Below are 24,100 nucleotides of genomic sequence, written 5' to 3'. Positions count from 1 at the left end.
ATGAACAAAACAAAAGATGGGACGAAAATCAATATTGGTAATGTTCAAGAGTTTGGTGAAAAAGTAGGTAAAGAAATCACTGTAAATGGCGAAACGGTTGCTGTATTTAAATTATCAAATGGGAAATTTAAAGCAATTGAAAATCGTTGCCCACATAAAGGTGGTCCATTATCCCGCGGAATAGTAAGTGGTGAACACGTATTTTGTCCGCTTCACGATTGGAAAGTGTGTTTATCAAGTGGAAACGTGGAAGAACCAGATGAAGGCTGTGTTAAAACATATAAAGTTGAAAGTGAAGATGACGTAGTTTATATATATATCTAAAAACAAAGGTGACTCATGTATCGGATCGATGCATGAGTCACCTTCTATTTTTCTATATGAATAGTAAAGGTTAAAAGATTTTCATTCATCCTTCGTAATAAAAAGGGAGCTGATGATTTTGCTTACGGAACCGAATGGGGAATATTGTAATTACAAGAAAGATAGCGGAAGAAAAAATATGAGTAAACTAAAAAGTTCTTTGTTATATAACCTTACTACAAGCCACACTGTATTAATAACATAGATTATAATAGAACAAAGAACAAAAGGAGTGGTAACCATGGGGGAAAATAAATTTGACTTATATACTGAAGAAGAATTGTATTGGGCAATATATCAAGAAGAGCAAATGGAACAGAAACATTAAGGAATGAAATCTAATATATACTTAGCATAGCTACTAAGTCCCTTAGCATGATTGTAAATTACAAAATTAAGTAGGGTGCAGCTTTAATATAAGTTGCACTCTTTTTGCTTTTCTAATAATAAGGCTCTTTTCTGAAAGATTGTTGTTTTTAGCTTTTGGACCGTAAGCCAAGCGGATGCTTGGCTCTTCACGCATAGCGTGAAGGTTTTGAAAATAAAATAGCCGTTCAGACAAATGAATTTGTCTTGAAAAGCCTATTTTATTTTCAAAAAACGGTCCAAAAGCAACAAAGTTTACGAAGACAGCCAATAATAAATAAACCTACAGAGCCTGTACTAGGACATACTTCTAATTGTTAGTTCCTGATAATAAATATAATCTTAAAGTGATGTAATAGCAAAAGAGGGATAAATTGGTCTCTTCCTCTTTTCCCTATCCAATTTTCAAAAGGTTTGATAGGATAGATAAGTATGTTTTAATTAGTCAGGAGTGAGTTAATTGGAAAATAATAAATTAATGCTAGTAGACGGAATGGCACTACTTTTTAGAGGATATTACGCGACAGCGTATAGAGGATATATAATGAAGACAAGTGCAGGCGTACCTACAAATGCGATCTATGGATTTGTTAAATACATGTGGGATGCGATTAAGACATTTGAGCCGAGTCACGTCATTTGCTGTTGGGATATGGGGAGCAAAACGTTTCGGACTGAGCTCTACGATCAGTATAAAGCAAATCGAGGCGCACCACCTGAAGAATTAGTTCCACAATTTGATCTTGTTAAAGAAGTTGTCTCGAGTTTTGACATTCCGAATATTGGTATAGATCAATTCGAGGCAGATGATTGTATCGGTTCATTAGCAAAGAAATATAGTACGGATATGCACGTGCAAATCTTGACAGGAGACCATGATAGTTTACAGCTAATTAATGATCGAATCCACTCGATTATTATGAAAAAGGGAATGTCAAACTATGAAGTCTTTACTCCTGAAAAGTTACTTGAAGATAAAGGATTATCTCCTGCACAAATGATCGATTTAAAAGGGCTAATGGGTGATACGAGCGATAATTTCCCTGGGGTAAAAGGGATCGGTGAAAAAACAGCAATTAAGTTACTCAAAGAATACGAAACAATTGAGGCGATTATAGAAAACTTAGAGAAGCTTCCAAAAGGTATGAGGACGAAGATAGAAAATGAATTGGACATGCTTCATCTTTCGCGTAAGCTCGCAGAAATTCGTTGCGATGTTACGATCGATTTAAACTTCGAAGACGCATTATTAACGGTAGACAAAGAAAAAGTACGAAACCAATTTGAAATACTTGAATTTACACGTCTGATAAAAGAAATGGGACTTGCATAAAAAGATTGTTAAAATAAAACTTCTAATGTCCAGGCATTTAATTGAACCTTTTGAATAAAGTGGTAAGGGTAAATATTGGGCATTAGGAGGATGAACTGTGCAAATACATCTTGTTTCACCAGGGGAATCACTGTTTGGGATTGCTCAAGCATACAATACTACGTCAGATGCAATTGCTCAAGCAAACCAATTGCCAAACCCTGACCAACTCGTAAGCGGTCAAGCATTAATCATTCCGATTATCGGAAGGTTTCATTGGATCCAGCCTGGAGAAAGCTTATGGCAAATTAGTCAACGTTATCAAATACCAGTGGAAACATTGTTAGAAGTAAATCAAATTCAAAATACTCAAAATATACCTGTTGGCTTTAGAATTTATATTCCTACTCAATTTCTTCAAAATCCAGCTGTTGATATTGGCGCATATGTCGATTTACAAATTACAAGAGAAGAGTCGCCAGCAGTTGTCGATGCGGTAGGTGAGTACTTAACATTTATTCAGACCTTTAGTTATGAGTTAAATGAGGATGGAACTCTATCCCCAATAGATGACCAAGCAATTATAAATACGGCCTATGAAAATCAAGTCGTTCCATTAATGGTTATTACGAATATTGAAGACGGTGGTTTTAGCACTGAACTCGTAACAACAGTTTTGCAAAGTGAAGAATTACAAAATCGGTTATTAGATGAAGCGATCGCGCTTATGGACCAGAAAGGATATCTAGGACTTGATTTTGATTTGGAATATCTAGGTGCACAAAACCGCGAGCAATATAATCAACTCATGCGTAAAGCGAAGACAAGGTTAGATGAAAAAGGGTATTTTCTTTCAAGTGCACTCGCTCCTCAAGTAGAACCAGGAATGACTGGAGTCCTTTATGAAGGTCATGACTATGCTACACACGGGGAAATTGCAGATTTTGTTTTCTTAATGACATATGAATGGGGGTGGACTGGAGGACCACCGATGGCTGTTGCACCTATTGATCAAGTAAGGCGTGTGATTGAATATGCGGCATCAGTTATGCCAAATGATAAAATTATGATGGGTATTCCTCTTTATGGTTATGATTGGACATTGCCTTTTATTGAAGGTGAAACGAGAGCTCGGGCCATTGATCACCAAGAAGCGATTGAATTAGCAGCAACTTATAATGCAGCAATAGAATACGATCCAGTTGCCCAATCTCCATTTTTTAATTATATAGACGAAAGTGGAGTAAAGCACGAAGTTTGGTTTGAAGATGCTCGAAGCATACAAGCAAAATTTGATCTTGTTAAGGAACTTGGCCTACGAGGGTTTTATTATTGGGTATTAGGGTGGGATTTCCCGCAGAACTGGTTATTAATTGATGAAAACTTTAATGTGAGAAAGCGTGTATAACATAAAGAGGCTGACGACTACAGGAACCCCTAAAAGGTATAAACCTAAGGATACTCCTGTTCTGTGTCAGTCTCTCTTTATTATGTTTTCTAAAAACTGAAGAGATTTTAAAGTGAAATTAAGGATCTGTTCAAAGTCATCAATCTGGTCTTCATTTATTTTTCTGCCAAAGCTTATATTAATTTTATTTTCTAAAACATGTTCAATACCATATGAAAAAGTAATGTTTTGTGATATTATTGGGCGACTTTTCCAAATTTGATTAAGAACCGTTTCGATATCAAAGCAATCCTTCGTTACATCAATTATTTTTGTAAATAAATTAACTTCAAGTACACAGCCTGCTGTTTTCTCGTTACTTGTAATCTTTTCAGTAGCAAAATCTTGAAGACCTGAAAGAAGACGGACTTCAGCAATCGGGTAATTGCTATTTGTTGTGCAAGTTTGGAACTGCATTTTAAACTCTCTTGCCATCTTAGCTAAATCGACGAGATCTGCCCGGTCGATTACTATTATTTCGTTTGCAAAGTCTAAGTCATAAATGGCACCTTCTAGGACAACCTTTAAATTTTCATAAATGGTCGGGTCGAACAATTGGACCACTCCTTAATGATAGATTAATATTAGTGTAGCACTTTACATTCATTGGTGGAATTGAGGTAACGGTATGAAAACAACTGGATTAGTTTTAGAAGGGGGAGGAATGCGAGGGCTTTATACAGCTGGCGTTTTAGAATTCTTTTTAGAGCAGAAGCTATTTTTTCCTTATGTTATCGGTGTTTCAGCAGGTGCTTGCATGGGAGCATCTTATTTGTCTAAGCAGAAGGGACGAAATAAGGAAGTAAATGTCAGGCTTGTAAGTGATCATCGGTTCTTATCATTTCGTAATTTGTTATTCAAACGGCAACTTTTTGGCATGGACTTTCTCTTTGATGAAATCCCTAACAATATTATTCCATTTGATTATAATACATTTAAAATGGGGAGGGAACAATTTATCATCGGAGTGACAGATTGCGAGACGGGAGAACCGGTTTATTTCAATAAAGCTCAACATGGCGATGATATTTTAACGATTATTCGGGCATCAAGTTCATTACCATTTATTGCTCCTACTGTGCAATACAACGGAAGGATTTTATTGGATGGAGGAATTATAGATCCAATACCGATAAAAAAAGCACAACGGGACGGCTTTGAAAAAAATGTAGTTATTATGACGAAAACAGAAGATTTCAAAAGGAAGCCAAGTAAAACAGCAACATTAGCAAAGCTCATCTATAGACAATATCCTAAAATTGGTGAGCTTCTTGTTAAACGACATTTAGTATATAATGAAACATTGTCATTACTTGAGTCGCAAGAAAAGGCAGGAAACATTTTTGTCATAAAACCAAGTATAAAAGTGCCTGTTAGCAGAATTGAAAGAAATCAAGATCGATTATTAGCATTATATGAGCTTGGTTATAATGATGCAAAAAAACAATATAATCAGTTAATCCATTGGTTGAATTAGAAATTAGGTTACTACTAATTTGTTGGGATAAAGTTCCATGAACAAAAAATGGCATGAAAGGAATAATAAAAAGGATATCTCAAGAAGGGAAGTGTTTCTTCATGTCATTAGAGTGGTTTGATCGAGTCTGTGGAGAGTTACAGGATTATATGGAGTCTATTTGTGAGGAATATGATGAGATGGGACATATTACTGTTGATCGAGCTGCTAAACACCCAAGGATTGAGTGTTTTGTTGAAATGGAAGACGATGAGCGAGAGTTTTTTTGTACTTTATTTTTTGATCCGCATAACGAAGAATTTTACATCGAAGAGTTTGATATAGATATGGAACAGACGTCAAGAACGATCCTTCCTGATATCGAGGATATTATTGAAGCTGTTCATGAATCATTTCATGCCTATTTAGATGAATTTGAGTTTGTGGATGAAATAGAAGGTTCAGATGAAGATGAGGACGAGATGATCCTACTTGACGAAGACGGAGAGATAGTCGACGATGAGGATGACTATGAATATGATGAAATAGTAGTCGATGTAGAGTGGACGACTCCTGAAGTGATGGCGTATACGTACATGGATGAAGTCGAAGTTTCCTATCAATTCGGTGTAATCCACGATACAGGAGATGGCATTCTTCGTCGTGTAAATCGAATTAAAACGGAAGATAACGAACTTTTAGAGGATGAAAGTAACTTTATATTCAGTAAGGAAGAAGCGGGAACAATTATTGAATTGATTGAAAATAATATGGAAGCGATGGACGGTTTCGATATGTAACCATGTACTAGCACCTTCTCTAAAATTGGAAGCTCAGAGAGGGTGTTTTTTTATGAAAGCTATAGGAACTATTAACGGATCTTTTCATAAGTGATATATTTATTAATACGACGATTATTTTTTGATTATCCAACTTTGTTTAAGAAGGAGCTTCAACCTGTTGTATATGCAATTTGTGAAGAATTAGTCAATCGACTTGTAGGCTATGCTAACACCTTATTAGCTGTCCAAGCAGGTGAAAACTCTTATGAAGCAGAATATGTGAGATAAATTTCTTGTTAAAGGTGATGACATGAACTCAAATATTGAAAAGTTAAGAAAAACAGAAACGTACGTACATAATGAATTAACCGGAGAACCGAGCGGACATGATTGGTGGCATATTAAACGAGTAACAAAGCTTGCCAAACAGATTGCTAGTGTGGAAGGAGCAGATGCCTTTATTTGTGAAATGGCCGCCCTTCTTCACGATATTGCGGATGAAAAGTTAAATGAGACCGAAGAAACAGGTTTAAAGAAAGTAGAAAATTGGTTACATAACATGGAACTAAGCGAGCAGGATGTAACTCATATTATGGAAATTATTTCTACGATGTCATTTAAAGGTGGTGGAGGGCCACCAATGAAAACTTTAGAAGGAAGAGTAGTTCAAGATGCGGACCGCCTCGATGCACTTGGAGCAATTGGGATAGCAAGAACGTTTGCTTTTGGAGGGGCTAGAGGAAATATTATGTATGACCCTTCCATCAAACCGAGAGCTGCTATAAGCAAAGAAGAATATCAAAAGCGTGATAATACAGCGATTAATCACTTCTATGAAAAGTTGTTAAAGCTAAAGGATTTAATGAATACACTGTATGGCAAAAAATTAGCAGAAGAACGTCATCATTATATGGAACAATTTCTTGAACAATTTTATAAAGAGTGGGAAGGCGAGCGTTAATTTTGACGCTTACGCCGGCCTTCGTATTCAATTAATAAGTGATACATAGCTAGTATTTCATAGGCAATTGCTGTACCTTTTGATAATAGTTCTTTTTCATCGCGATGATCATAAATAAGAGAATAGAGCAACGATCTTACAGTTTTTTCATTTTCCTGATCGATAATTCTTTTCTCATACGAATCTTTTATTAATTTCCAAGCCGTTTGTAAGATCGCCTTATCTTCTTTTGGTAATGTTTGTTGATCGGAAACGGCTAAAATGTCTCCAATATGAAATGAAACTTTATGTAATAAGTCAATTTGTAATTCTATGTCATTGAGAAGTTTTGTATGTGCAATGTTTTTCTTTCGATATCTTAAGTCCTCACGCTGAAAACGAATGGTTTCATTAGCACGTTCGATTCCTTTACTTAATCGATCAAACCTTATATTCAAGAGCTGTCGATTGCGATCTTTTTTAAATTGATAATTTAGCGTATCTTCAATCAGATCGATTGTTTCTGAAAATAGCTCATGACTCACTTCTTGTATTTCTTTCATAAAATTAGGGGGCCATATAATTAAATTAACGACAGTCGAAACAACAATACCTATCGATGTCGTAGCAATCCGAATTAAAAATGCTAATAAAAAATTTTCAGAAGTCAATGGTATCATTGCTATAGCAGTTAATGTTGCAACTAATATTGCATCATCCCAACGGAGTTTGTGACATATATAAATAGTTAAAAACGCTGATAATGCAAATGTTATCGGCTCTTGCCCAAATAAAAAATCAAATGTCATCGCAATAGCTGCTCCTATTGCAGCAGCAGGTAAACGAACTTTGCCTTTTTGAATCGATGCATGGACTGTCGGTTCGACGGTGACAATTGCAGCGATAACTGCAAAGACAACTGGCCATTCTAGCCACTGACATATAACTGCTGTTAAGAAGACGGCAAGTCCTGTTTTTAATAAGCGCTTTCCTAAAAAAGATTGAATCCAACTGATCATATGTATACTCCAAATCCGACGTTTATATAATTGTATAATGATTCTTTACTTTTTTACAGTACTAAACCACTTTTTAATGAGTTGAATTTCTAATTCATGTATGTTTGGCGCATCATGAGGAGTTTCAAGAATAAGCGGAATATCTTTTATAAAGTCGGCAGATAAGAAAGTGAGCCACTGTTCTTTAGAAATATGACCAGACTCTAAATTGGCATGGCGGTCTTTTCTCGAACCATAGGGATATTTAGAGTTGTTAAAATGGATCGCTTTCAAGTGGGTAAAATATTCAAGCTCTATCCCTTTTTCTTCTAACGCGCTCCAGTTATCTCCATCCCAAATACCACTTGCATAAGCATGACATGTATCAAAACAAAATCCGATTTTTTCTGGATAGTCCGAAAGCTTACGTACTTGTACCATTTCTTCAAAAGTCAGCCCCATGTCAGTCCCTGCACCTGCGTTATTTTCAATGAGAAGGATTGTATTTCCATCCCAATTTGATATGACGCGATTTAACATTTCGATCATTTTTTGATATCCTTCAAGCGGTTCAAGTTTTTTTGTTGTACCAAAATGAACAACAATCCCAACCGCCCCACAAGCTTTAGCAATTTCTAAATCATTCTTAATCGACGCTAGAATCTGATTGTCATCATTTTGATTATCAGGAATTAATTTTGTTGGATACGGGGTATGTGCGATCGTTCGTATGTTATGTGTTTTGCAATATTGTGCACAACGTTCAGCGTCATTTACATCGAAATCCTTTACTTTAAGACTTCGTGGGTTTTTAGGGAAAAATTGAAAAGCAGAAGCCCCTATGCTATGGGCCATTTTTGCAGCTGCAAAATATCCATTCTTAATACTAATATGACTTCCAACATACATGTTTAACACCTTCTTTATACCTGACTGATTGACTTAGTATTTGATAGGATATCGCAATTTATCCCGTTTAACAGGTGCTAAGGAACTAACTTCCCAAAAGAAAAAGCATTCATGGGGGTTCTGCCCTTGAATGCTTTTTAATGGCTTTATCTTGAGCCTTTTTCGTATGGTTTTCCGATCGCTTTAGGAGCATCTGCTCTACCTACAAGGCCGGCAAGTGCTAAAATCGTTAATACATATGGTGCAATAAGTAAAAATACTTGCGGAATGTCTTGTAAGACAGGAATTTGTTGACCAACGATACTTATTGATTGAGCTAGACCAAAAAATAGAGCTGCTCCCAAAGCACCAAGTGGATGCCATTTACCAAAAATCAATGCGGCTAGTGCCATAAATCCTTGACCTGCAATCGTACCACCAGCAAAGTTTCCTGAAATGGTAAGTGCATAAACAGCGCCCCCCATTGCTGCAAAAGCACCACTGAGCATTACACCGACATAGCGGGTTTTAATTACATTAATACCCATAGTATCAGCAGCCATTGGGTGTTCACCTACTGAACGAAGGCGAAGACCAAAAGGAGTAAAGAATACAATGTACCAAACGATTACAGCGGCAACAATGGCAATATATGACGTTACATAGGCGTTTGAGAAGAATAGTCTACCTATAATGGGAATGTCGCTTAATACAGGAACATTAATACGATAAATTAAATTTTGTACAAAGTCAGTTTGCCCTTTTTGATAGATGTTTTTAACAAGAAATACGGCTAAACCTATCGCTAAAAAGTTAAGAGCAACTCCACTTACAATTTGATCGGCTTTTAATGTAATTGAGGCGACCGCATGAAATAAGGAGAATACAATCCCAGCAATAATAGCAATTAAAAAGGCAATCCAAGGAGATACTGCTCCGAGCCCCATACTTTCAAGAGTTAATGTCGCTACAACTCCAACAAAGGCTCCGATTACCATTAAACCTTCTAAGCCAATATTTACAACTCCAGAGCGTTCACTAAAAAGTCCACCGATTGCAGTAAAAATGAGAGGAGCAGCAGAGAAAATGGCAGCTGGAATGATTAATGCTAATATTTGAAGAAAATCCATCTAAATGCCCTCCTTTTTCAATCGGCTAATAATCCAACGAACCAAGTAACTTGATGCAACAAAGAAGATAATTAGAGCAATAACGATATCGACCAGTTCAGTAGGTACACCTGCTTGAGATTGCATATTTAAAGCCCCAATTTTTAAGCCACCAAACAAGCCAGCAGCTAACACAACCCCAATCGCAGTGTTTGCCCCTAAAAGTGCAACAGCGATACCATCAAACCCAACTCCGGTGAATCCAGACATGACGGTCATATATTGATACGTCCCTAATCCTTCCATTGCTCCACCAACTCCTGCGAAAGCGCCGGAGATAACCATGGACAATACGATATTTGTCTTAACATTCATCCCTGCATATTCTGAGGCATTTTGGTTAAATCCGACTGAACGTAGTTCGAAACCTTTGGTAGTTTTCCAAAGCAAGAACCAAAGGACAAAACACGCAAGAATGGCTACGATAAATCCATAATGCAATCTTGAGAAGTCTGTAATTGATTGTAAGAATGCTGAAGCTAGGGAAGCAGAGGGACTTATTGTACCTGTTCGTTCACCTGGTTCAAGTAAATAACTTCGAATAATATAATTAACTACATGAAGCGCTATATAGTTCATCATAATCGTCACAATTACTTCATGGACGTGAAAACGAGCTTTTAATACTCCAGGAATTAATCCCCATAGAGCGCCTGCAAGTGCACCTGCACCTATAGCTAATGGGAGGTGAATAATTGCGGGTAGATCAAAGGCTAAGCCAACGTAAACCGAAGCTAACCAGCCGACAATGAGTTGACCTTCAACCCCAATGTTAAATAATCCTGTCCGAAATGCAAAAGCAACGGCTAAACCTGCTAGGATCAAGGGTGTCATCGTTCTTAATGTCTCACCAATAAAGTACGAATCACCGAAAATACCACGAATTAATGCTGAATAACCTGTAACGGGATTATGCCCACTAAATAGCATAATAATAGCTCCGATTAAAATTCCAAATAAGACAGCAATTAGAGGAAAGAGAATAGGTGAGATTTTTAAATGTAATGCTTTTTTCACGATGTTTCACCTACCTTTTTTGATGAGCCGCCAGCCATTAATAAGCCAAGTTCATTTTCATTCGTCTCATTGGCATTGACAATTGCAACAATCTTTCCTTCATATATAACGGCAATACGGTCACTTACATTCAATACTTCATCTAATTCTAAAGAAATGAGAAGAACAGCTTTGCCTTTATCTCTTTCTTTTATTATTCGGCTATGAACTGATTCGATTGCACCTACATCCAAGCCACGAGTAGGTTGAGCTGCAATTAGTAAGTCAGGCGAGCGGTCAACTTCTCGAGCGATAATTGCTTTTTGCTGATTACCACCAGAAAGTGCTCTCGCTAACGTGAATTCACTTGGTGTACGAACATCATAGTCTTTGATTAGGTCATTAGCTTTTTTATAAATTTCTTTAAAATTTAAAACGCCAGACTTTGAATATGGCTTTTGATAATATGTTTGTAGAACTATATTTTCACCGATTGTAAAGTCAAGGACGAGTCCATGCTTATGACGGTCTTGAGGTATATGTCCAACACCAGATTCTGTTATTTTACGTGGAGGTTGCCCGGAGATGTCATTGCCATTTAGACTTATTTTCCCACTATCTGGTTTCTTCAATCCAGTAATAGCTTCAATCAGTTCGGTTTGACCGTTACCATCAACGCCAGCCACGCCAAGGATTTCACCGGCTTTAACTTCTAAGCTTAAATCGTTTACAGCGGCTACCTCTCTAGCATCTTTTACAACTAAATTCTGAATGTAAAGAACAGTGTCTTTCGGTTGGGCAGGTTCTTTTTCAACAGAGAAATTAACTTCTCGTCCAACCATCATTGCTGCAAGACTATCAGGTGTAGATTCGGAAACATCAACAGTCCCAATCCCTTTGCCACGACGAATAACAGTACAACGATCGCACACTTCCATAATTTCCTTTAATTTATGTGTAATTAAGATGATTGATTTACCTTCAGATACGAGCTTTTTCATAATTTGAATAAGTTCAGTTATTTCTTGTGGTGTAAGTGCTGCTGTTGGCTCATCAAAAATTAATATTTCTGCACCACGATAAAGAGTTTTTAAAATTTCTACCCTCTGCTGCATCCCAACGGAGATGTCCTGGATTTTTGCATAAGGATCAACAGCAAGACCATACTGCTTTGAAATTTTTTCGACGTCTTTTGCCGCTTTTTTAATATTAATTTTTCCACCTGCAGTTGGTTCTTTTCCTAGAATGATATTTTCAGTAACAGTAAACTTGTCGACTAGCATAAAATGTTGGTGAACCATACCAATCCCTAAACGGTTGGCGACATTTGGATCAGTTATTTTTACAGGCTTTCCTTTGACAAGGATTTCACCTCTTTCAGGTTGATACAAGCCGAAAAGAACATTCATAAGTGTCGATTTTCCTGCTCCATTTTCACCTAAAAGCGCATGAATTTCACCTTGTTTGACTTGAAGAGTTACATTATCATTTGCAACAATGCCTGGAAACTCTTTACGAATATTTTTCATTTCAATGACGTAACTCAAAATTTACCACCTCCAATAAAATACAACTTAAATTAATAAAATGCTCTTTTCTAAAAGGTTGTTGCTTTTAGCTATTGGACCGTTAACCAAGCGAAAGCTTGGTTCTTCACGCTTTGGCGTGAAGCCTTTGAACATAAATCAGCCAGATGGACAAATGAATTTGTCCATTAGGGCTGATTTATGTTCAAAAAACGGTCCAATAGCAACAAAGTTTACGAAAACAGCTTAATAAAAAGAGGAAAGAACTAGTTCATAGCTAAAAGAAAGGCTAGTTACGCTTTAACTAGCCTTTTCTAAATGTCTATAGGTTTTTAAGGAATTCTTCGTACTCCTCGTCATTTTGTGGTACGTTAATTTCACCCGCTTGGATTTGTTGAATGTAATCTTCAACAGCTGAGAGTGCTTCCTCAGTTACATTTTCAGTTGTAGGAGCAATACCAACAGCTTCTTCTTCTAATCCAAACTCTAGAACTTCACCACCAGGAAAATCACCGTTCATTGTTTGTTCATTTACAAGGTATAACGCAGTATCTACACGTTTGATCATTGAAGTTAACGTTACGTTTTCAGGTAAACCTTCTTCGTGTTGGTCACGGTCAACTCCGATCGCCCAAACGTTTTCATTATTACGTTTACGGTTTTTTGCCTCAGTAAACAGTCCGTTTCCAGTACCACCTGCAGCATGGTATATAATGTCTGCGCCTTGAGCATACATACCATTTGCAATTTGTTGTCCTTTTGATGCGTCGTTAAATGATTCAGCATATTGAACAATAATTTCAGCATCAGGATTTGCCATTTTCACACCAGCTTTAAAACCACTTTCAAACTTTTTAATTAGCGATCCTTCGACACCACCGATAAAACCAACTTTATTGCTTTCTGTTTGCATTCCAGCAATTACACCTACTAAAAAAGAACCTTGGTGCTCTTTAAACGTAACATTCGCTATGTTTGGAATAAGTTGATCGTTATCATCTGTAACGACCATATCAACAATTGCAAGTTGAGCTTCAGGGCGTTGAGTTGCTACTGTTTTAATATCACTTGCCATTAGGAATCCGATCCCCCAAACAAGGTCAAAGTCTTCACGAATAAGTGAATTTAAGTTCGGCGCATAATCAGCATCTGTTGATGATTGAAGGTACTTATAGTTTGTGCCTTCCGTTAAGCCATATTCTTGTCCAAACTGAGTCATGCCTTCCCAAGCAGATTGGTTAAACGACTTGTCATCAATACCACCAACGTCAGTAACCATGGCTACTTTAAAATCTTCTGCTGCCTCTTCTGTAGGTGCAGCGCCTTGACCGTCAGTTTCTGGAGTAGGTTCAGTATCTCCACCTGTACCACAAGCTCCTAAGAATGTTCCACCTGCAAAAAGCATGGATAACAGAAGTGCTTTACTCTTTTTCATTTTCATACCCCCATAAAAGTTAAGTGTAAGGATTGTCGTACAACAGGAACAGGCTATTTGTATGATGTATATATTCATTATGTAAATGCTTACAAAAAGTCTCTTTTCTCAGAGATTGTTGCTTTTAGCTTTTGGACCGTAAGCCAAGCGGATGCTTGGCTCTTCACGCATAGCGTGAAGGTTTTGAAAAGAAAACAGCCTTATAACAACATTTTTTCTAGTATATGACATCTGTCCTCTGATGTTCGACATGTTTCGACTGATAATATATCATTAAACCGGCAAATAAACAATTAAAAAATTAATTTTTTATTAATAATTTCTTTATTAATAATTTCTTTGTTAAACCATTACTTAAAATTCACAAAAATTGAATAGAGTATGCACTGAATTTTTTTAGTCTTTTTATTTAGGCTATGTTTAATGTTGAGTGTTAATTTTGGGCTCATTATTCAACTTTTCAATACATAAAGGCGTGTGTCATTAACATTTCACACGATGAGCTTAAAACCAACGATTTTCAACAATGTGCTATAACACAGCCTTTATTAAAAGATTGTTATTGTCAGTAGCTTCACAAAAAGTTAGACTATATAAATAGATAGAGCATTTCACATATAAGTATCAAAAATAGTCAAAGATTTTTTATACAATAATTTACATAAAACAATAGAATAGTAAAGTGTGAAAATTTAGCGAAAAATATACTTCTAGAATTAACATATTTATTGAGCTTTTATGTAAAATTAATGATGTTTGGTTTACACGAAGGGAGAGATATAACGATGAGGTGGCAAAAGGACTTATTAATCATTCTTTCTAAGCGTGAGGATAAAAAAATAGCGCTTGCTGTTGATACTTCTACAACAGATTATCCAACAGATACAATATCAAATATTGTTAAACTTGTTCAAGAATTAAAACCAGAAACACAAATGATATTGGCAGATTATAAAATTCGTGAAGTAACAACAACTGAGAAGAATGATATCCAATATTTCACACATGGAAAATCTTCTTACACAGAAGTGTTAGAGTGGGCAGATGAAAATAATATTGACACGCTATTTTACATAACTGATGTAACAGGTTATGTTCTCGATGATATGGAAATTAATTATGAACTTTTCTGGCTTATTCCTGGTGGCTTTTCTCCAAAAGTTCCATTTGGTAAGAAATTATTGATTAAATAAACTGTAGTGAGAGTGTGAACCGTATTCAGCTATTTTTAGGTTTATACTCTCGACTTTAACACTAGAAAGTTATAATAAAATTTTATTAATGCAGTTGACAGTTAAACATAATAAATATATAATTTATCTTGAATTCGAGGTAAATGAAATGACCGTTGAAGGATATGATTGTATGAAAAAAGAGATATCGATACAAGACGAAGACCTAGCATTAAAGTCATTTATCGTTTTATCCCGCGCGTATCGAGCTGTTTCTGATCGTGTGGAAGAAGATATTCGTCGATATGGATTAAATCCAACGGAATTTGCTGTGTTGGAACTATTGTTTCATAAAGGGGATCAAGCGATACAACAAATTGGTAAAAAAGTATTATTAGCAAGTGGCAGTATTACGTACGTTGTAGATAAATTAGAAAAGAAAAATCTACTTGAACGTAGAGCGTGTCCAAAAGATCGTCGTGTTACTTACGCTGCGATAACTGAAGAAGGTATGGATCTAATGTACAAAATCTTCCCAAGTCATAAGGCAGCCATTAATAAAATATTTTCAAGTTTGACTAGTGATGAAAAAGAGACGATGATTCATCTACTTAAAAAATTAGGGACAAATGCATAATAGCTCTAATTTTTTTGGGAAAATATCTCGAATTCAAGATTAATAGAAGTATGATATTTTAATTCAGAGGAGTTTGTTAACTCCTAATGCGATATAAGATTTATTTTTTAGACTAAATGCTCGCTCGGTCAAATTGTGACAATTTTGAATTTTGTAAATAGCTATATTATTTTTTGCTTAAATATCTTGGGTTAATAGTATATGAATCCAAGGTTTAAGATAAAATACTTTTGTTAATTTAAAAAGGAGAGTGTTATTAGATTATGTCAAACCTTAATTTAGCGATTATTTATTACAGTTCAACAGGTACCAACTATCAATTAGCAAAGTGGGCACAGGAAGCGGCTCAAGAAAATGGGGCAAACGTAAAAGTGCTAAAGGTACCTGAATTAGCTCCTCAACAAGCAATTGATTCAAATCCTGCATGGAAAGCTCATGTAGAGGCAACAAAAGATGTACCAGAAGTTACCCTGGATGAATTAGAATGGGCAGATGCAATCATCTTTAGCATCCCAACGCGATTTGGTAATATGCCAGCACAAATGAAGCAATTTCTAGATACAACAGGAGGGCTATGGTTCCAAGGCAAGTTAATAAATAAAGTAGTTAGTGCAATGAGTTCAGCTCAAAACCCGCATGGTGGTCAAGAGGCTACGATATTATCCCTTTACACATCAATGTATCATTGGGGTGCAATTGTTGCTGCACCTGGCTACACTGATCCAGTTTTATTCACAACTGGTGGAAATCCATACGGTGCTAGTGTAACAGTGGACCAAGACGGAAACTTGCAAGAAAATGTGCAACCAGCCGTTCAACATCAAGTAAAACGAACACTGGAAATTGCTCAAATGGTGAAGCAAGGAAATAAATAAGTAAAAAAAGAAGAAGCTTATTGTCTATTCATTTCAGACTAGAAAAGCAGACACAAAAACATACCCTCTAGAGACGGAAATAAATCGCAACGATTTTCGTCTCTCTTTTTATGTTTTATGGTAAAAGCGCACGAGGCAGTATATACATTGTACGGTTCCGTCAAAATATGAAACATGTTTTATAAGACCCTTTTTCTATCTTTTTAGAATAAATATGTAAATCAAGAGAATACTAACTTCGATGAAATGGAAAGGGTGGTTATTTGAAAAAGGTATCTATTGCTGTACTTTCAGCATTGTTTTTATCGATGGCGTCACTCAGCCCGATATCAGTTCAAGCTGAGTTTGACGAAAAACAAGCAGAAATGCAAAACGTTGAGTTAACACAAGAACAGAAGGATGAGATATCAGTTCTACATAAGGATGTACTTGAAAAGAAAAAAGAAGTGATCTTAAAGTATGTAGAATATGGTGTTTTTTCCGAGGAAAAAGGAAATGAAATTATTTCAAAATTTGAAAAGCGCTACGCTAAGCTCGAAGAAAATGGATTTATTCCTAAATGGGACCATAAGAAAAAAAGCATTAATTAAATGAAAGGAATGAAAAGGCATTTCAACATTTGTGTTGAGATGTCTTTTATTATGTTCTAGTTGCAGAGTATCCTTTATTGTATTGCTTAAAAATGCAATATCACAGAGATCAATACTAAGCAGTACCTATTTACGATTGACAATTTGTTTACATTCAAATATATTTAATTAATAAATATTTTAGTGATTGAACTAATTTTAAAATAGAGGTGGTATGTTTTGAATATATATGAACAATTAATCCTTTCCTTAAAAAGTGTTCATGAGGCGATGGTTGATTTAATGAAGCCATCAGAAAATGAAGGAATTTCTCATGGCCAATTGTTTCTACTTTTTACAATTCACAAAAAGGGAAGTATTAAAACGACGCAAATTTCAAATTATTTTGGTATTACTCCTGGTGCAGCGACTGCAATAGCAGATAAACTGGAAAAATTAGGACTTATTGAAAGAGAACGAGACAAAAATGATCGAAGGATCGTAATAATAAAGTTATCCGACGCAGGTATAAAGTATGTGAATAATAAACGAAGTAAAAATTTAGAACGAATAGAGTATGTTCTACAAGATTTTACAGAAGCTGAATTGCTATCAACAATCGAATCACTTCAAAAGCTTACAGAGACAATAAATAGTTCTAAGGAATTTATACCAGAAAAAGATTAGAAAAGGGGGCGGTCTAATGGAACATCTCGAATTGAGAAAAAAAATTACAATTATGATTGCTATTATGGCTGTCATGTTATTTGCTGCATTAAATATGACGATCGTCGGAACATCATTGCCGAAGATCGTTGCTGATATCGGTGGAATGGAACTTTTTAATTGGGCATTTACGATTTATATGCTATGTTCTAGTATTACTGCCATTTTAGTTGGAAAGCTTTCTGATATATACGGACGTAAAGTATTTATTCTAACTGGGATATGTGTTTTTATCATCGGTTCTATTTTATGTGGTTTTTCTACATCAATCATTCAATTAATTATCTTTCGAGGCATACAAGGCTTTGGGGGCGGAATGATTATGTCTTCAGCCTTTACTACGGTCGGTGATTTATTTTCACCGAGAGAAAGAGGACGTTGGCAAGGGTTAATGGGAGGTGTATTTGGGCTATCTAGTTTGTTTGGACCTACACTTGGTGGATTTATCGTCGATAATATGGATTGGTCTTGGGTATTTTGGATTTTTATTCCAGTTGGAATTGTTAGCTTTTTTATGATATTAAAATTGTATCCGCAAGCTGAGCGTAAAGTGAAAGAAAAAATTGATTATTTAGGTTCATTCGTTTTGTCCATAGTTATTATTTCATTACTATTAGCATTTAGTTGGGCTGGTGGAACATATGCCTGGAGTTCACTAGAAATCATCGGATTATTCACTGTATCATTTTTGTGTTTATTACTCTTCATTTATATTGAAAGGAAAGTTCAGAGTCCTGTCGTTCCACTTCATTTATTTAAAAATAAAATTGTTCTGGTTTCAAACGGCGCTTCGTTTTTAGCTGGGGTTGGGATGTTTGGAGTGATAATGTATGTCCCATTTTACGTTCAAGGGGTACTAGGAAGAACGGCAACAACATCTGGGTTAGTCGAAATGGTGATGACAATTTCGATGGTTTCAATTAGTGCACTAGCTGGTCAATTGATTACAAAAACGGGGAAATATAAAAAACTTGCCCTATTTGGGTTTATTATAATGATCATCGGATTTATGTTAAATGCTTTCTTAACTCCAGATGCATCACTTGCAAAGCTACTCATTAATTTAATTATTACTGGAATTGGTTTAGGAATGACAATGCCGGTGTTCACGTTAACGGTTCAAAATGCAGTGGATCATAAGTTTCTTGGCGTTGCTACTGCTACTTCGCAATTATGTCGTCAACTTGGTGGAACTGTAGGAGTTGCGATAATGGGGTACATAATGAGCTCCAAAATGACAGAAAAAATGGTATCAGGAGCTGAACAGCATCAGAATATGGATGTGGTATCTGAGCTGCAAACCCCCGAAATTTTAATGGACCCTTTTGTGATTGATCATATGAGGGCTGAAATGTCTGAGCAAATGAAACCGATCTTTGATCAATTTGTTGCGTCTTTAAGAGAAGCTCTTAATTTTGGATTAACACAAGTATTTTTATTTAGTAGCTTTGTCATATTATTAGCATTTGTTGTAACATTATTTTTAAAAGAAATACCATTACGTACTTCCAATGCTTCGACAGAAAAGGAGAAAGATTTGGCGTAAAAAGTCTTTTGATTTAATATGTGTTTACAATTCTGCTAGAAGTGTTTGGAGGATTGATATGGCTACATTACTTTCCTACTTGAAACGGTATCGATTATTTATGGTCATTGCTATTTTATTGACCTTAGTAGAGCTAGCGGTTGAACTGTTACAACCGTTATTTATGGCGAAAATAATAAATGATGGGATCTTACAGGAAGACCTTTCTGTTGTTGCGTATTGGGGCGCCATCATGATAGGTATGTCCTTTGTTGCTTTTGCTTCAGGGATTATTAATTCTTTTTATGCAGCACATAGTAGTCAAGGGTATGCACACGACTTACGACAAGGAATATTTGAAAAAATTCAATCTTTTTCATTTGCTAATTTAATTCAATTTCCGACCTCAACATTGATTACAAGGATGACAAATGATGTAAATATCCTTCAACTAACTTTATTTACGGGGCTACGGATTATGTTAAGAGCTCCTTTGTTAGTAATTGGCGGATTGGTTATGGCGCTCATCGTCAATGTGAAACTTGCACTTGTGTTAGCAGTGGCTGTTCCATTGAGTTTACTCTTTTTAGTATGGGTCTTTAAAATTGGACGTCCCTTATTTAAGGTTGTGCAGCAAAAGCTAGACGGTGTTAATCGAGTTATGCGAGAAAATCTATTAGGTATTAAACTAATTCGAGCACTGTTAAGAAAAAATACGGAGATCAATCGTTTTACTAAATTGAATGATGAGTTAATGGGCTCGACTGTATCAGCTTTACGCTTTATGGAAATTACGATGCCAGTAATTTTATTATTAATAAATTTAAGTATCTTAGGTGTACTTTGGTTTGGCAGTTTTCAAGTGAATGCAGGTAGTGCAAATGTAGGTGAAGTGGTAGCTGTCATTAACTATGCGACTCGAATTAGTGGAGCATTTTCTGTGTTTTCAATGATTATTATCTTTTTCTCACGTGCAAAGTCTTCATCGGAGCGAATTGCGGAAGTATTTAATACTAAAATCGATTTAGTTGATTCAAAAAATTTTGAAGAACTACCTCTCAGGTTTAAAGGAAACATTGAATTTAAAAATGTTTTTTTTCGTTATCCGAACTCCGATACCGACGTATTAAAAGATATCTCATTTGAAGCAAAGCCTGGAAGTACAGTTGCGATCTTAGGGTCAACTGGCTCAGGAAAATCATCGTTGTTTCATCTAATTCCTCGACTATATGATGTTACAGAAGGTGAAATTAAAGTTGATCATCAAGATATCAGTACGATAAAGTTAGAAAACCTTCGCAATCAAATCGGGTATGTTCCGCAAGAGACTTTATTATTTACAGGAACAATTAAAGACAATATTGCTTGGGGAAAAGAAGAGGCAACAATCGAAGAAATTGAGGAAGCTGCTATAAAAGCCCAGATCGCTGAAACGATCACTAAGTTTGCAAATGGGTATGATACGATACTTGGGCAAAAAGGTGTTAATTTATCAGGTGGGCAAAAACAACGACTAGCAATCGCCCGAGCGCTCGTTAGAAAACCGAGAATTTTGTTACTGGACGATAGTACGAGTGCATTAGATTTAAAAACGGAATCAAAGCTCCTTGATAGTTTACGAGAACTACGTTGTACAACATTGATTATTACTCAGAAAATTAGAACTGCTACCCGCGCAGATAAAATCATTATTTTAGATGAAGGGAAGCTCATCGCAGAAGGAACACACGAACATTTAATATCAAGTAATTCTCTTTACCAAAAAATTTATATATCTCAGTTTGGAGAGGAGGCGATGTTCGTTGCTAAAGGAAATCAGTAAACCTTTCCAACATAAAAAAATAGCTATTAAATCTACTGCTGATAAACAGGATGAAATGAAGAAAGTAAAAACGAAAAATTGGATTGGAACTTTGCAACGCATTTGGGGATATTTAACTCAAAATAAAAATCCATTGCTCCTTGTGTTTTTTTTAGTCATTATAAGTTCTGTTTTTGCTTTACTAGGACCGTATATTGTCGGAATGGCCATCGATCAATATATAGTTTCTCGTAATTTTGACGGACTCCTATATGTAATTTTTAGCTTGATTGTTATTTATGTCATTCAGTCTCTCTCCGTTTGGGGTCAAAATTTTGTCATGATTAGGGTTGCTCAAGAAACAGTCTTTTCAATGCGAAAAGATTTGTTTGAACGACTTCATCAATTACCAATCTCATTTTTTCAAAAGCGGCAACATGGTGAGTTAATGAGCCGTGTGACGAACGATATTGAAAATATTAGTTCAACTCTAAATAGTTCGGTGATTCAAGTTATTTCAAGTGTTCTTACCCTCGTTGGTATTCTTGTTGTCATGTTATGGCTCAGTCCACTATTAACGTTAATAACACTTGTTATCGTTCCATTAATGGTGTTTGGTATGAAATGGATAACGAAACGTACTGGGAAACTGTTTAAAGAGCAACAGCGAAATTTAGGTGAAGTTAATGGTTTTATTGAAGAAACTCTTTCTGGACAGTCGATTATAAAAACCTTTTCTCAAGAACAAAAAGTCATTGCTGAATTTATGAAGAAAAATGAACGACTTCGTGAAGCAGGCTTTTGGGCCCAAACGATATCAGGATTTATTCCAAAACTTATGAACGTGTTAAATAATTTAAGCTTTGCCATTATTGCACTTATTGGAGGTATTTTTGTTTTAAATGAAATGGTCTCTATCGGTGTAATCGTCATATTTACTGAGTATGCTAGACAATTCACACGACCATTAAATGATTTAGCGAATCAGTTTAATACAATTCTTTCAGCCATTGCAGGGGCCGAGCGAGTGTTTGAATTCATTGATGAAAAAGCAGAAAGTGCTGACGAGACTAATGCAATTGCTATAAAGGAAGTTAAGGGTGCAGTCCAGTTTAAAAGCGTTTCTTTCTCCTATGTAAGTGAAGAAAATATATTAAATGATGTTAGTTTTAATGTATCTTCAGGTGAAACGGTAGCATTAGTAGGGCCAACGGGGGCTGGAAAAACAACGATCATCAATCTACTCTCTCGCTTTTATGATGCAAACAAAGGAAAAATACTTATTGATGGATACGAAATGAAAAATATAAAGCGAGAAAGCCTTCGTCAAAATATGGGATTTGTATTCCAAGATTCTTTTTTATTTGAAGGGTCAATTAGAGAAAATATTCGGTACGGAAGGTTGCATGCTAGTGATGGTGAAGTAGAAGAAGCAGCAATCCTCGCTAATGCTCACTCTTTCATAATGAAGTTACCTGATCAATATGAGACGGTATTAAAGCAAGACGGTAGTGGAATTAGTCAAGGGCAAAGACAATTACTTTCAATTGCTAGGGCGATTTTAGCTGATCCGAAGATATTAATTTTAGATGAAGCAACGAGTAATATAGACACAGTTACAGAAGTGAAAATCCAAGAAGCATTGCAACGATTAATGAAAGGTCGAACGAGCTTTGTTATTGCTCACAGGTTAAATACAATACAGAAAGCGGACCAAATCATCGTATTGCAGGAGGGGGAAGTAATAGAACAAGGCAACCATGAGTCATTACTATTAAAGAAAGGGTTTTATTATGAATTAAACAGTCGTCAAATTAGCAAAATTTGAGAAAATCATTCATAATAGAAGTAGTTCCAAGAAGTTTTAAACGTATTCTTTTTATTAAAATTAAATTGGGAGGGTACTATATGGCGAAACATATTCAAGACACAACGACATTACATAATGGTGTGAAAATGCCTTGGTTAGGCTTAGGTGTTTGGAAAGTCGAAGATGGTTCTCAAGTCACCGATTCGGTTATAGCGGCAGTTCAAGCAGGTTATCGTAGCATTGACACAGCGGCTATTTATAAAAACGAAGAAGGTGTCGGACAAGGAATTAATGAATGTGGTATTCCTCGAGAAGAACTATTTATAACGACTAAAGTATGGAATTCTAATCAAGGGTATGATGAAACCTTACAAGCTTTTGATGAAAGTATGGAGAAGTTAGGGCTAGAGTATTTAGATTTGTATTTAGTCCACTGGCCGGTTGCTGGAAAATATAAGGATACTTGGCGTGCACTCGAAAAATTATATGCCGATAAGAAAGTTCGGGCAATTGGAGTTAGTAACTTTCATGTGCACCATCTAGAAGATTTAATGGAAAACGCAACGATCAAGCCAATGGTCAACCAAATTGAGTTTCATCCACAATTAGCACAGCATGAACTTCGAGCATTTTGTAAAAACCATCAAATTCAGCTTGAAGCTTGGTCCCCGCTAGCACAAGGGAAATTATTAGATCATCCGACGTTAACTGAAATTGGTCAAAAGTATGGGAAGTCAATAGCGCAAGTTATTTTACGCTGGGACTTACAGTGTGGAGTTGTGACCATTCCTAAATCTATTAATGCTGAACGAATTGCAGCAAATGGGGATATTTTTGACTTTGAACTAACAAGTGAAGATATGGATAAAATCAATGCACTAAATAAAGATGAGCGTGTTGGCCCAGACCCTGACAATTTTGATTTCTAAAAAAGTTCGTTTCTCCTCAAATTGCTTGATGTAAGAAGAAACCAAAAGCTGAGCTTACTCAGTTTTTGGCTTCTTTCTTATAGCATAAGAAAGTTTAAATTTCGAGGATGTCTAGCTACAGGTGTCATCGGCTCGAGGTCGCTTCGGTCCATCAAACGTGTCAAAAAGTCAGGACACTAATTGCTGGCCCTCCAGCGCTTGTCGCCGATAAGCAGACACCTTCCGCTTTTCTAGCTGTCTAGCTGCAGCGCCCACCGACTAGCGAGACTTCCCTCACCGCCGTACGATAAGTTATCATGAACGAAACTAGCCCCTTACTCGTAATATCGTAGATTATTTTGGCTAAGCTGTTTAATGAAAAAAACCAAACCAAAACAG

General features: G+C 36.0%; 24 protein-coding genes. 16 read left to right on the top strand and 8 right to left on the bottom strand.

The window, feature by feature from the left end:
• Positions 1-324, top strand: coding sequence for a nitrite reductase small subunit NirD (gene nirD, locus J0N78_RS06220; protein ID WP_209122172.1), 324 nt, complete (start codon positions 1-3; stop codon positions 322-324).
• A gap of 433 nt (positions 325-757) precedes the next feature.
• Here the strand turns inward: nirD and J0N78_RS06215 are convergent, their stop codons facing one another.
• Positions 758-1,000: a hypothetical protein gene (locus J0N78_RS06215; RefSeq protein WP_209122171.1), complete on the bottom strand. Its 243-nt coding sequence runs from the start codon at positions 998-1,000 to the stop codon at positions 758-760.
• 207 nt (positions 1,001-1,207) lie between these two features.
• Between J0N78_RS06215 and J0N78_RS06210 the strand changes: the two genes are divergently transcribed.
• Together J0N78_RS06210 and J0N78_RS06205 are read left to right on the top strand one after the other, a co-directional pair.
• On the top strand, positions 1,208-2,062 hold the full coding sequence (locus J0N78_RS06210; protein WP_280637187.1) for a 5'-3' exonuclease: 855 nt from the start codon (positions 1,208-1,210) through the stop codon (positions 2,060-2,062).
• A gap of 97 nt (positions 2,063-2,159) precedes the next feature.
• Positions 2,160-3,449, top strand: coding sequence for a glycoside hydrolase family 18 protein (locus tag J0N78_RS06205; RefSeq protein WP_209122169.1), 1,290 nt, complete (start codon positions 2,160-2,162; stop codon positions 3,447-3,449).
• Between the two features lie 66 nt (positions 3,450-3,515).
• Here the strand turns inward: J0N78_RS06205 and J0N78_RS06200 are convergent, their stop codons facing one another.
• Positions 3,516-4,043 (bottom strand): hypothetical protein, encoded by a 528-nt coding sequence (locus tag J0N78_RS06200; RefSeq protein WP_209122168.1) that lies wholly within the window; start codon positions 4,041-4,043, stop codon positions 3,516-3,518.
• Between the two features lie 73 nt (positions 4,044-4,116).
• Between J0N78_RS06200 and J0N78_RS06195 the strand changes: the two genes are divergently transcribed.
• From J0N78_RS06195 to J0N78_RS06180, 4 genes are all read left to right on the top strand, one after another.
• Complete coding sequence (locus tag J0N78_RS06195; protein ID WP_209122167.1) at positions 4,117-4,965, top strand: patatin-like phospholipase family protein; 849 nt, start codon at positions 4,117-4,119, stop codon at positions 4,963-4,965.
• Between the two features lie 101 nt (positions 4,966-5,066).
• Complete coding sequence (locus tag J0N78_RS06190; RefSeq protein ID WP_209122166.1) at positions 5,067-5,744, top strand: hypothetical protein; 678 nt, start codon at positions 5,067-5,069, stop codon at positions 5,742-5,744.
• Between the two features lie 90 nt (positions 5,745-5,834).
• A complete protein-coding gene (locus J0N78_RS06185; RefSeq protein WP_209122472.1) occupies positions 5,835-6,014 on the top strand; it encodes a hypothetical protein in 180 nt (59 codons plus the stop codon).
• A 22-nt stretch (positions 6,015-6,036) separates the two neighbouring features.
• Positions 6,037-6,687: an HD domain-containing protein gene (locus J0N78_RS06180; protein WP_209122165.1), complete on the top strand. Its 651-nt coding sequence runs from the start codon at positions 6,037-6,039 to the stop codon at positions 6,685-6,687.
• Here J0N78_RS06180 and J0N78_RS06175 read toward each other — a convergent pair.
• From J0N78_RS06175 to J0N78_RS06150, 6 genes are all read right to left on the bottom strand, one after another.
• On the bottom strand, positions 6,684-7,685 hold the full coding sequence (locus J0N78_RS06175; protein ID WP_209122164.1) for an FUSC family protein: 1,002 nt from the start codon (positions 7,683-7,685) through the stop codon (positions 6,684-6,686). The two genes, J0N78_RS06180 and J0N78_RS06175, sit on opposite strands and share 4 nt — an antisense overlap.
• 45 nt (positions 7,686-7,730) lie before the next feature.
• On the bottom strand, positions 7,731-8,573 hold the full coding sequence (locus J0N78_RS06170; RefSeq protein ID WP_209122163.1) for a deoxyribonuclease IV: 843 nt from the start codon (positions 8,571-8,573) through the stop codon (positions 7,731-7,733).
• A gap of 146 nt (positions 8,574-8,719) precedes the next feature.
• Positions 8,720-9,682 (bottom strand): ABC transporter permease, encoded by a 963-nt coding sequence (locus J0N78_RS06165; protein ID WP_209122162.1) that lies wholly within the window; start codon positions 9,680-9,682, stop codon positions 8,720-8,722.
• Entirely contained in the window at positions 9,683-10,738 is a 1,056-nt protein-coding gene (locus J0N78_RS06160; RefSeq protein ID WP_307794908.1) for an ABC transporter permease, read from the bottom strand.
• The gene (locus J0N78_RS06155) at positions 10,735-12,264 is read right to left on the bottom strand and encodes an ABC transporter ATP-binding protein (protein WP_209122161.1); all 1,530 of its coding nucleotides are present in this window, start codon (positions 12,262-12,264) and stop codon (positions 10,735-10,737) included. The genes J0N78_RS06160 and J0N78_RS06155 overlap by 4 nt, the downstream gene beginning before the upstream one ends.
• Before the next feature lie 301 nt (positions 12,265-12,565).
• A complete protein-coding gene (locus tag J0N78_RS06150; protein WP_209122160.1) occupies positions 12,566-13,678 on the bottom strand; it encodes a BMP family lipoprotein in 1,113 nt (370 codons plus the stop codon).
• A gap of 785 nt (positions 13,679-14,463) precedes the next feature.
• Between J0N78_RS06150 and J0N78_RS06145 the strand changes: the two genes are divergently transcribed.
• The 9 genes from J0N78_RS06145 (at position 14,464) to J0N78_RS06105 (ending at position 23,722) form a co-directional block, all read left to right on the top strand.
• Positions 14,464-14,871 (top strand): VWA-like domain-containing protein, encoded by a 408-nt coding sequence (locus tag J0N78_RS06145; RefSeq protein ID WP_209122159.1) that lies wholly within the window; start codon positions 14,464-14,466, stop codon positions 14,869-14,871.
• A gap of 172 nt (positions 14,872-15,043) precedes the next feature.
• Entirely contained in the window at positions 15,044-15,487 is a 444-nt protein-coding gene (locus tag J0N78_RS06140) for a MarR family winged helix-turn-helix transcriptional regulator (RefSeq protein WP_209122158.1), read from the top strand.
• A gap of 263 nt (positions 15,488-15,750) precedes the next feature.
• The gene (wrbA, locus tag J0N78_RS06135) at positions 15,751-16,362 is read left to right on the top strand and encodes an NAD(P)H:quinone oxidoreductase (RefSeq protein WP_209122157.1); all 612 of its coding nucleotides are present in this window, start codon (positions 15,751-15,753) and stop codon (positions 16,360-16,362) included.
• A gap of 263 nt (positions 16,363-16,625) precedes the next feature.
• The gene (locus J0N78_RS06130; RefSeq protein ID WP_209122156.1) at positions 16,626-16,952 is read left to right on the top strand and encodes a YckD family protein; all 327 of its coding nucleotides are present in this window, start codon (positions 16,626-16,628) and stop codon (positions 16,950-16,952) included.
• Positions 16,953-17,171: 219 nt separating this feature from the next.
• Positions 17,172-17,618, top strand: a complete 447-nt coding sequence (locus J0N78_RS06125) for a MarR family winged helix-turn-helix transcriptional regulator (protein ID WP_209122155.1) — start codon at positions 17,172-17,174, stop codon at positions 17,616-17,618.
• 16 nt (positions 17,619-17,634) lie between these two features.
• Positions 17,635-19,203 (top strand): MDR family MFS transporter, encoded by a 1,569-nt coding sequence (locus J0N78_RS06120; protein ID WP_209122154.1) that lies wholly within the window; start codon positions 17,635-17,637, stop codon positions 19,201-19,203.
• Between the two features lie 58 nt (positions 19,204-19,261).
• Complete coding sequence (locus J0N78_RS06115; RefSeq protein WP_209122153.1) at positions 19,262-21,004, top strand: ABC transporter ATP-binding protein; 1,743 nt, start codon at positions 19,262-19,264, stop codon at positions 21,002-21,004.
• Positions 20,985-22,811 carry an ABC transporter ATP-binding protein gene (locus tag J0N78_RS06110; protein WP_209122152.1) on the top strand — a complete coding sequence of 609 codons (1,827 nt, stop codon included), beginning with the start codon at positions 20,985-20,987 and terminating at the stop codon, positions 22,809-22,811. The genes J0N78_RS06115 and J0N78_RS06110 overlap by 20 nt, the downstream gene beginning before the upstream one ends.
• Positions 22,812-22,891: 80 nt before the next feature.
• Positions 22,892-23,722 (top strand): aldo/keto reductase, encoded by an 831-nt coding sequence (locus tag J0N78_RS06105; protein ID WP_209122151.1) that lies wholly within the window; start codon positions 22,892-22,894, stop codon positions 23,720-23,722.
• The last annotated feature ends 378 nt before the right edge of the window (positions 23,723-24,100 follow it).

Source organism: Alkalihalobacillus sp. BA299 (assembly GCF_017745675.1).
Taxonomy (GTDB): Bacteria; Bacillota; Bacilli; order Bacillales; family Bacillaceae_F; genus Alkalihalobacterium.
The sequence above is the reverse complement of the archived record's forward strand: the minus strand, read 5'-3'. Positions and strand labels throughout refer to the sequence as shown.

Excerpts from the sequence above, each read along its gene's own strand:
- nirD (WP_209122172.1), top strand. The coding sequence starts at position 1 with ATGAACAAAACAAAAGATGGGACGAAAATCAATATTGGTAATGTTCAA.
- J0N78_RS06210 (WP_280637187.1), top strand. The coding sequence starts at position 1,208 with ATGCTAGTAGACGGAATGGCACTACTTTTTAGAGGATATTACGCGACA.
- J0N78_RS06195 (WP_209122167.1), top strand. The coding sequence starts at position 4,117 with ATGAAAACAACTGGATTAGTTTTAGAAGGGGGAGGAATGCGAGGGCTT.
- J0N78_RS06190 (WP_209122166.1), top strand. The coding sequence starts at position 5,067 with ATGTCATTAGAGTGGTTTGATCGAGTCTGTGGAGAGTTACAGGATTAT.
- J0N78_RS06180 (WP_209122165.1), top strand. The coding sequence starts at position 6,037 with ATGAACTCAAATATTGAAAAGTTAAGAAAAACAGAAACGTACGTACAT.
- J0N78_RS06175 (WP_209122164.1), bottom strand. The coding sequence starts at position 7,685 with ATGATCAGTTGGATTCAATCTTTTTTAGGAAAGCGCTTATTAAAAACA.
- J0N78_RS06170 (WP_209122163.1), bottom strand. The coding sequence starts at position 8,573 with ATGTATGTTGGAAGTCATATTAGTATTAAGAATGGATATTTTGCAGCT.
- J0N78_RS06165 (WP_209122162.1), bottom strand. The coding sequence starts at position 9,682 with ATGGATTTTCTTCAAATATTAGCATTAATCATTCCAGCTGCCATTTTC.
- J0N78_RS06150 (WP_209122160.1), bottom strand. The coding sequence starts at position 13,678 with ATGAAAAAGAGTAAAGCACTTCTGTTATCCATGCTTTTTGCAGGTGGA.
- J0N78_RS06145 (WP_209122159.1), top strand. The coding sequence starts at position 14,464 with ATGAGGTGGCAAAAGGACTTATTAATCATTCTTTCTAAGCGTGAGGAT.
- J0N78_RS06140 (WP_209122158.1), top strand. The coding sequence starts at position 15,044 with ATGAAAAAAGAGATATCGATACAAGACGAAGACCTAGCATTAAAGTCA.
- wrbA (WP_209122157.1), top strand. The coding sequence starts at position 15,751 with ATGTCAAACCTTAATTTAGCGATTATTTATTACAGTTCAACAGGTACC.
- J0N78_RS06120 (WP_209122154.1), top strand. The coding sequence starts at position 17,635 with ATGGAACATCTCGAATTGAGAAAAAAAATTACAATTATGATTGCTATT.
- J0N78_RS06115 (WP_209122153.1), top strand. The coding sequence starts at position 19,262 with ATGGCTACATTACTTTCCTACTTGAAACGGTATCGATTATTTATGGTC.
- J0N78_RS06105 (WP_209122151.1), top strand. The coding sequence starts at position 22,892 with ATGGCGAAACATATTCAAGACACAACGACATTACATAATGGTGTGAAA.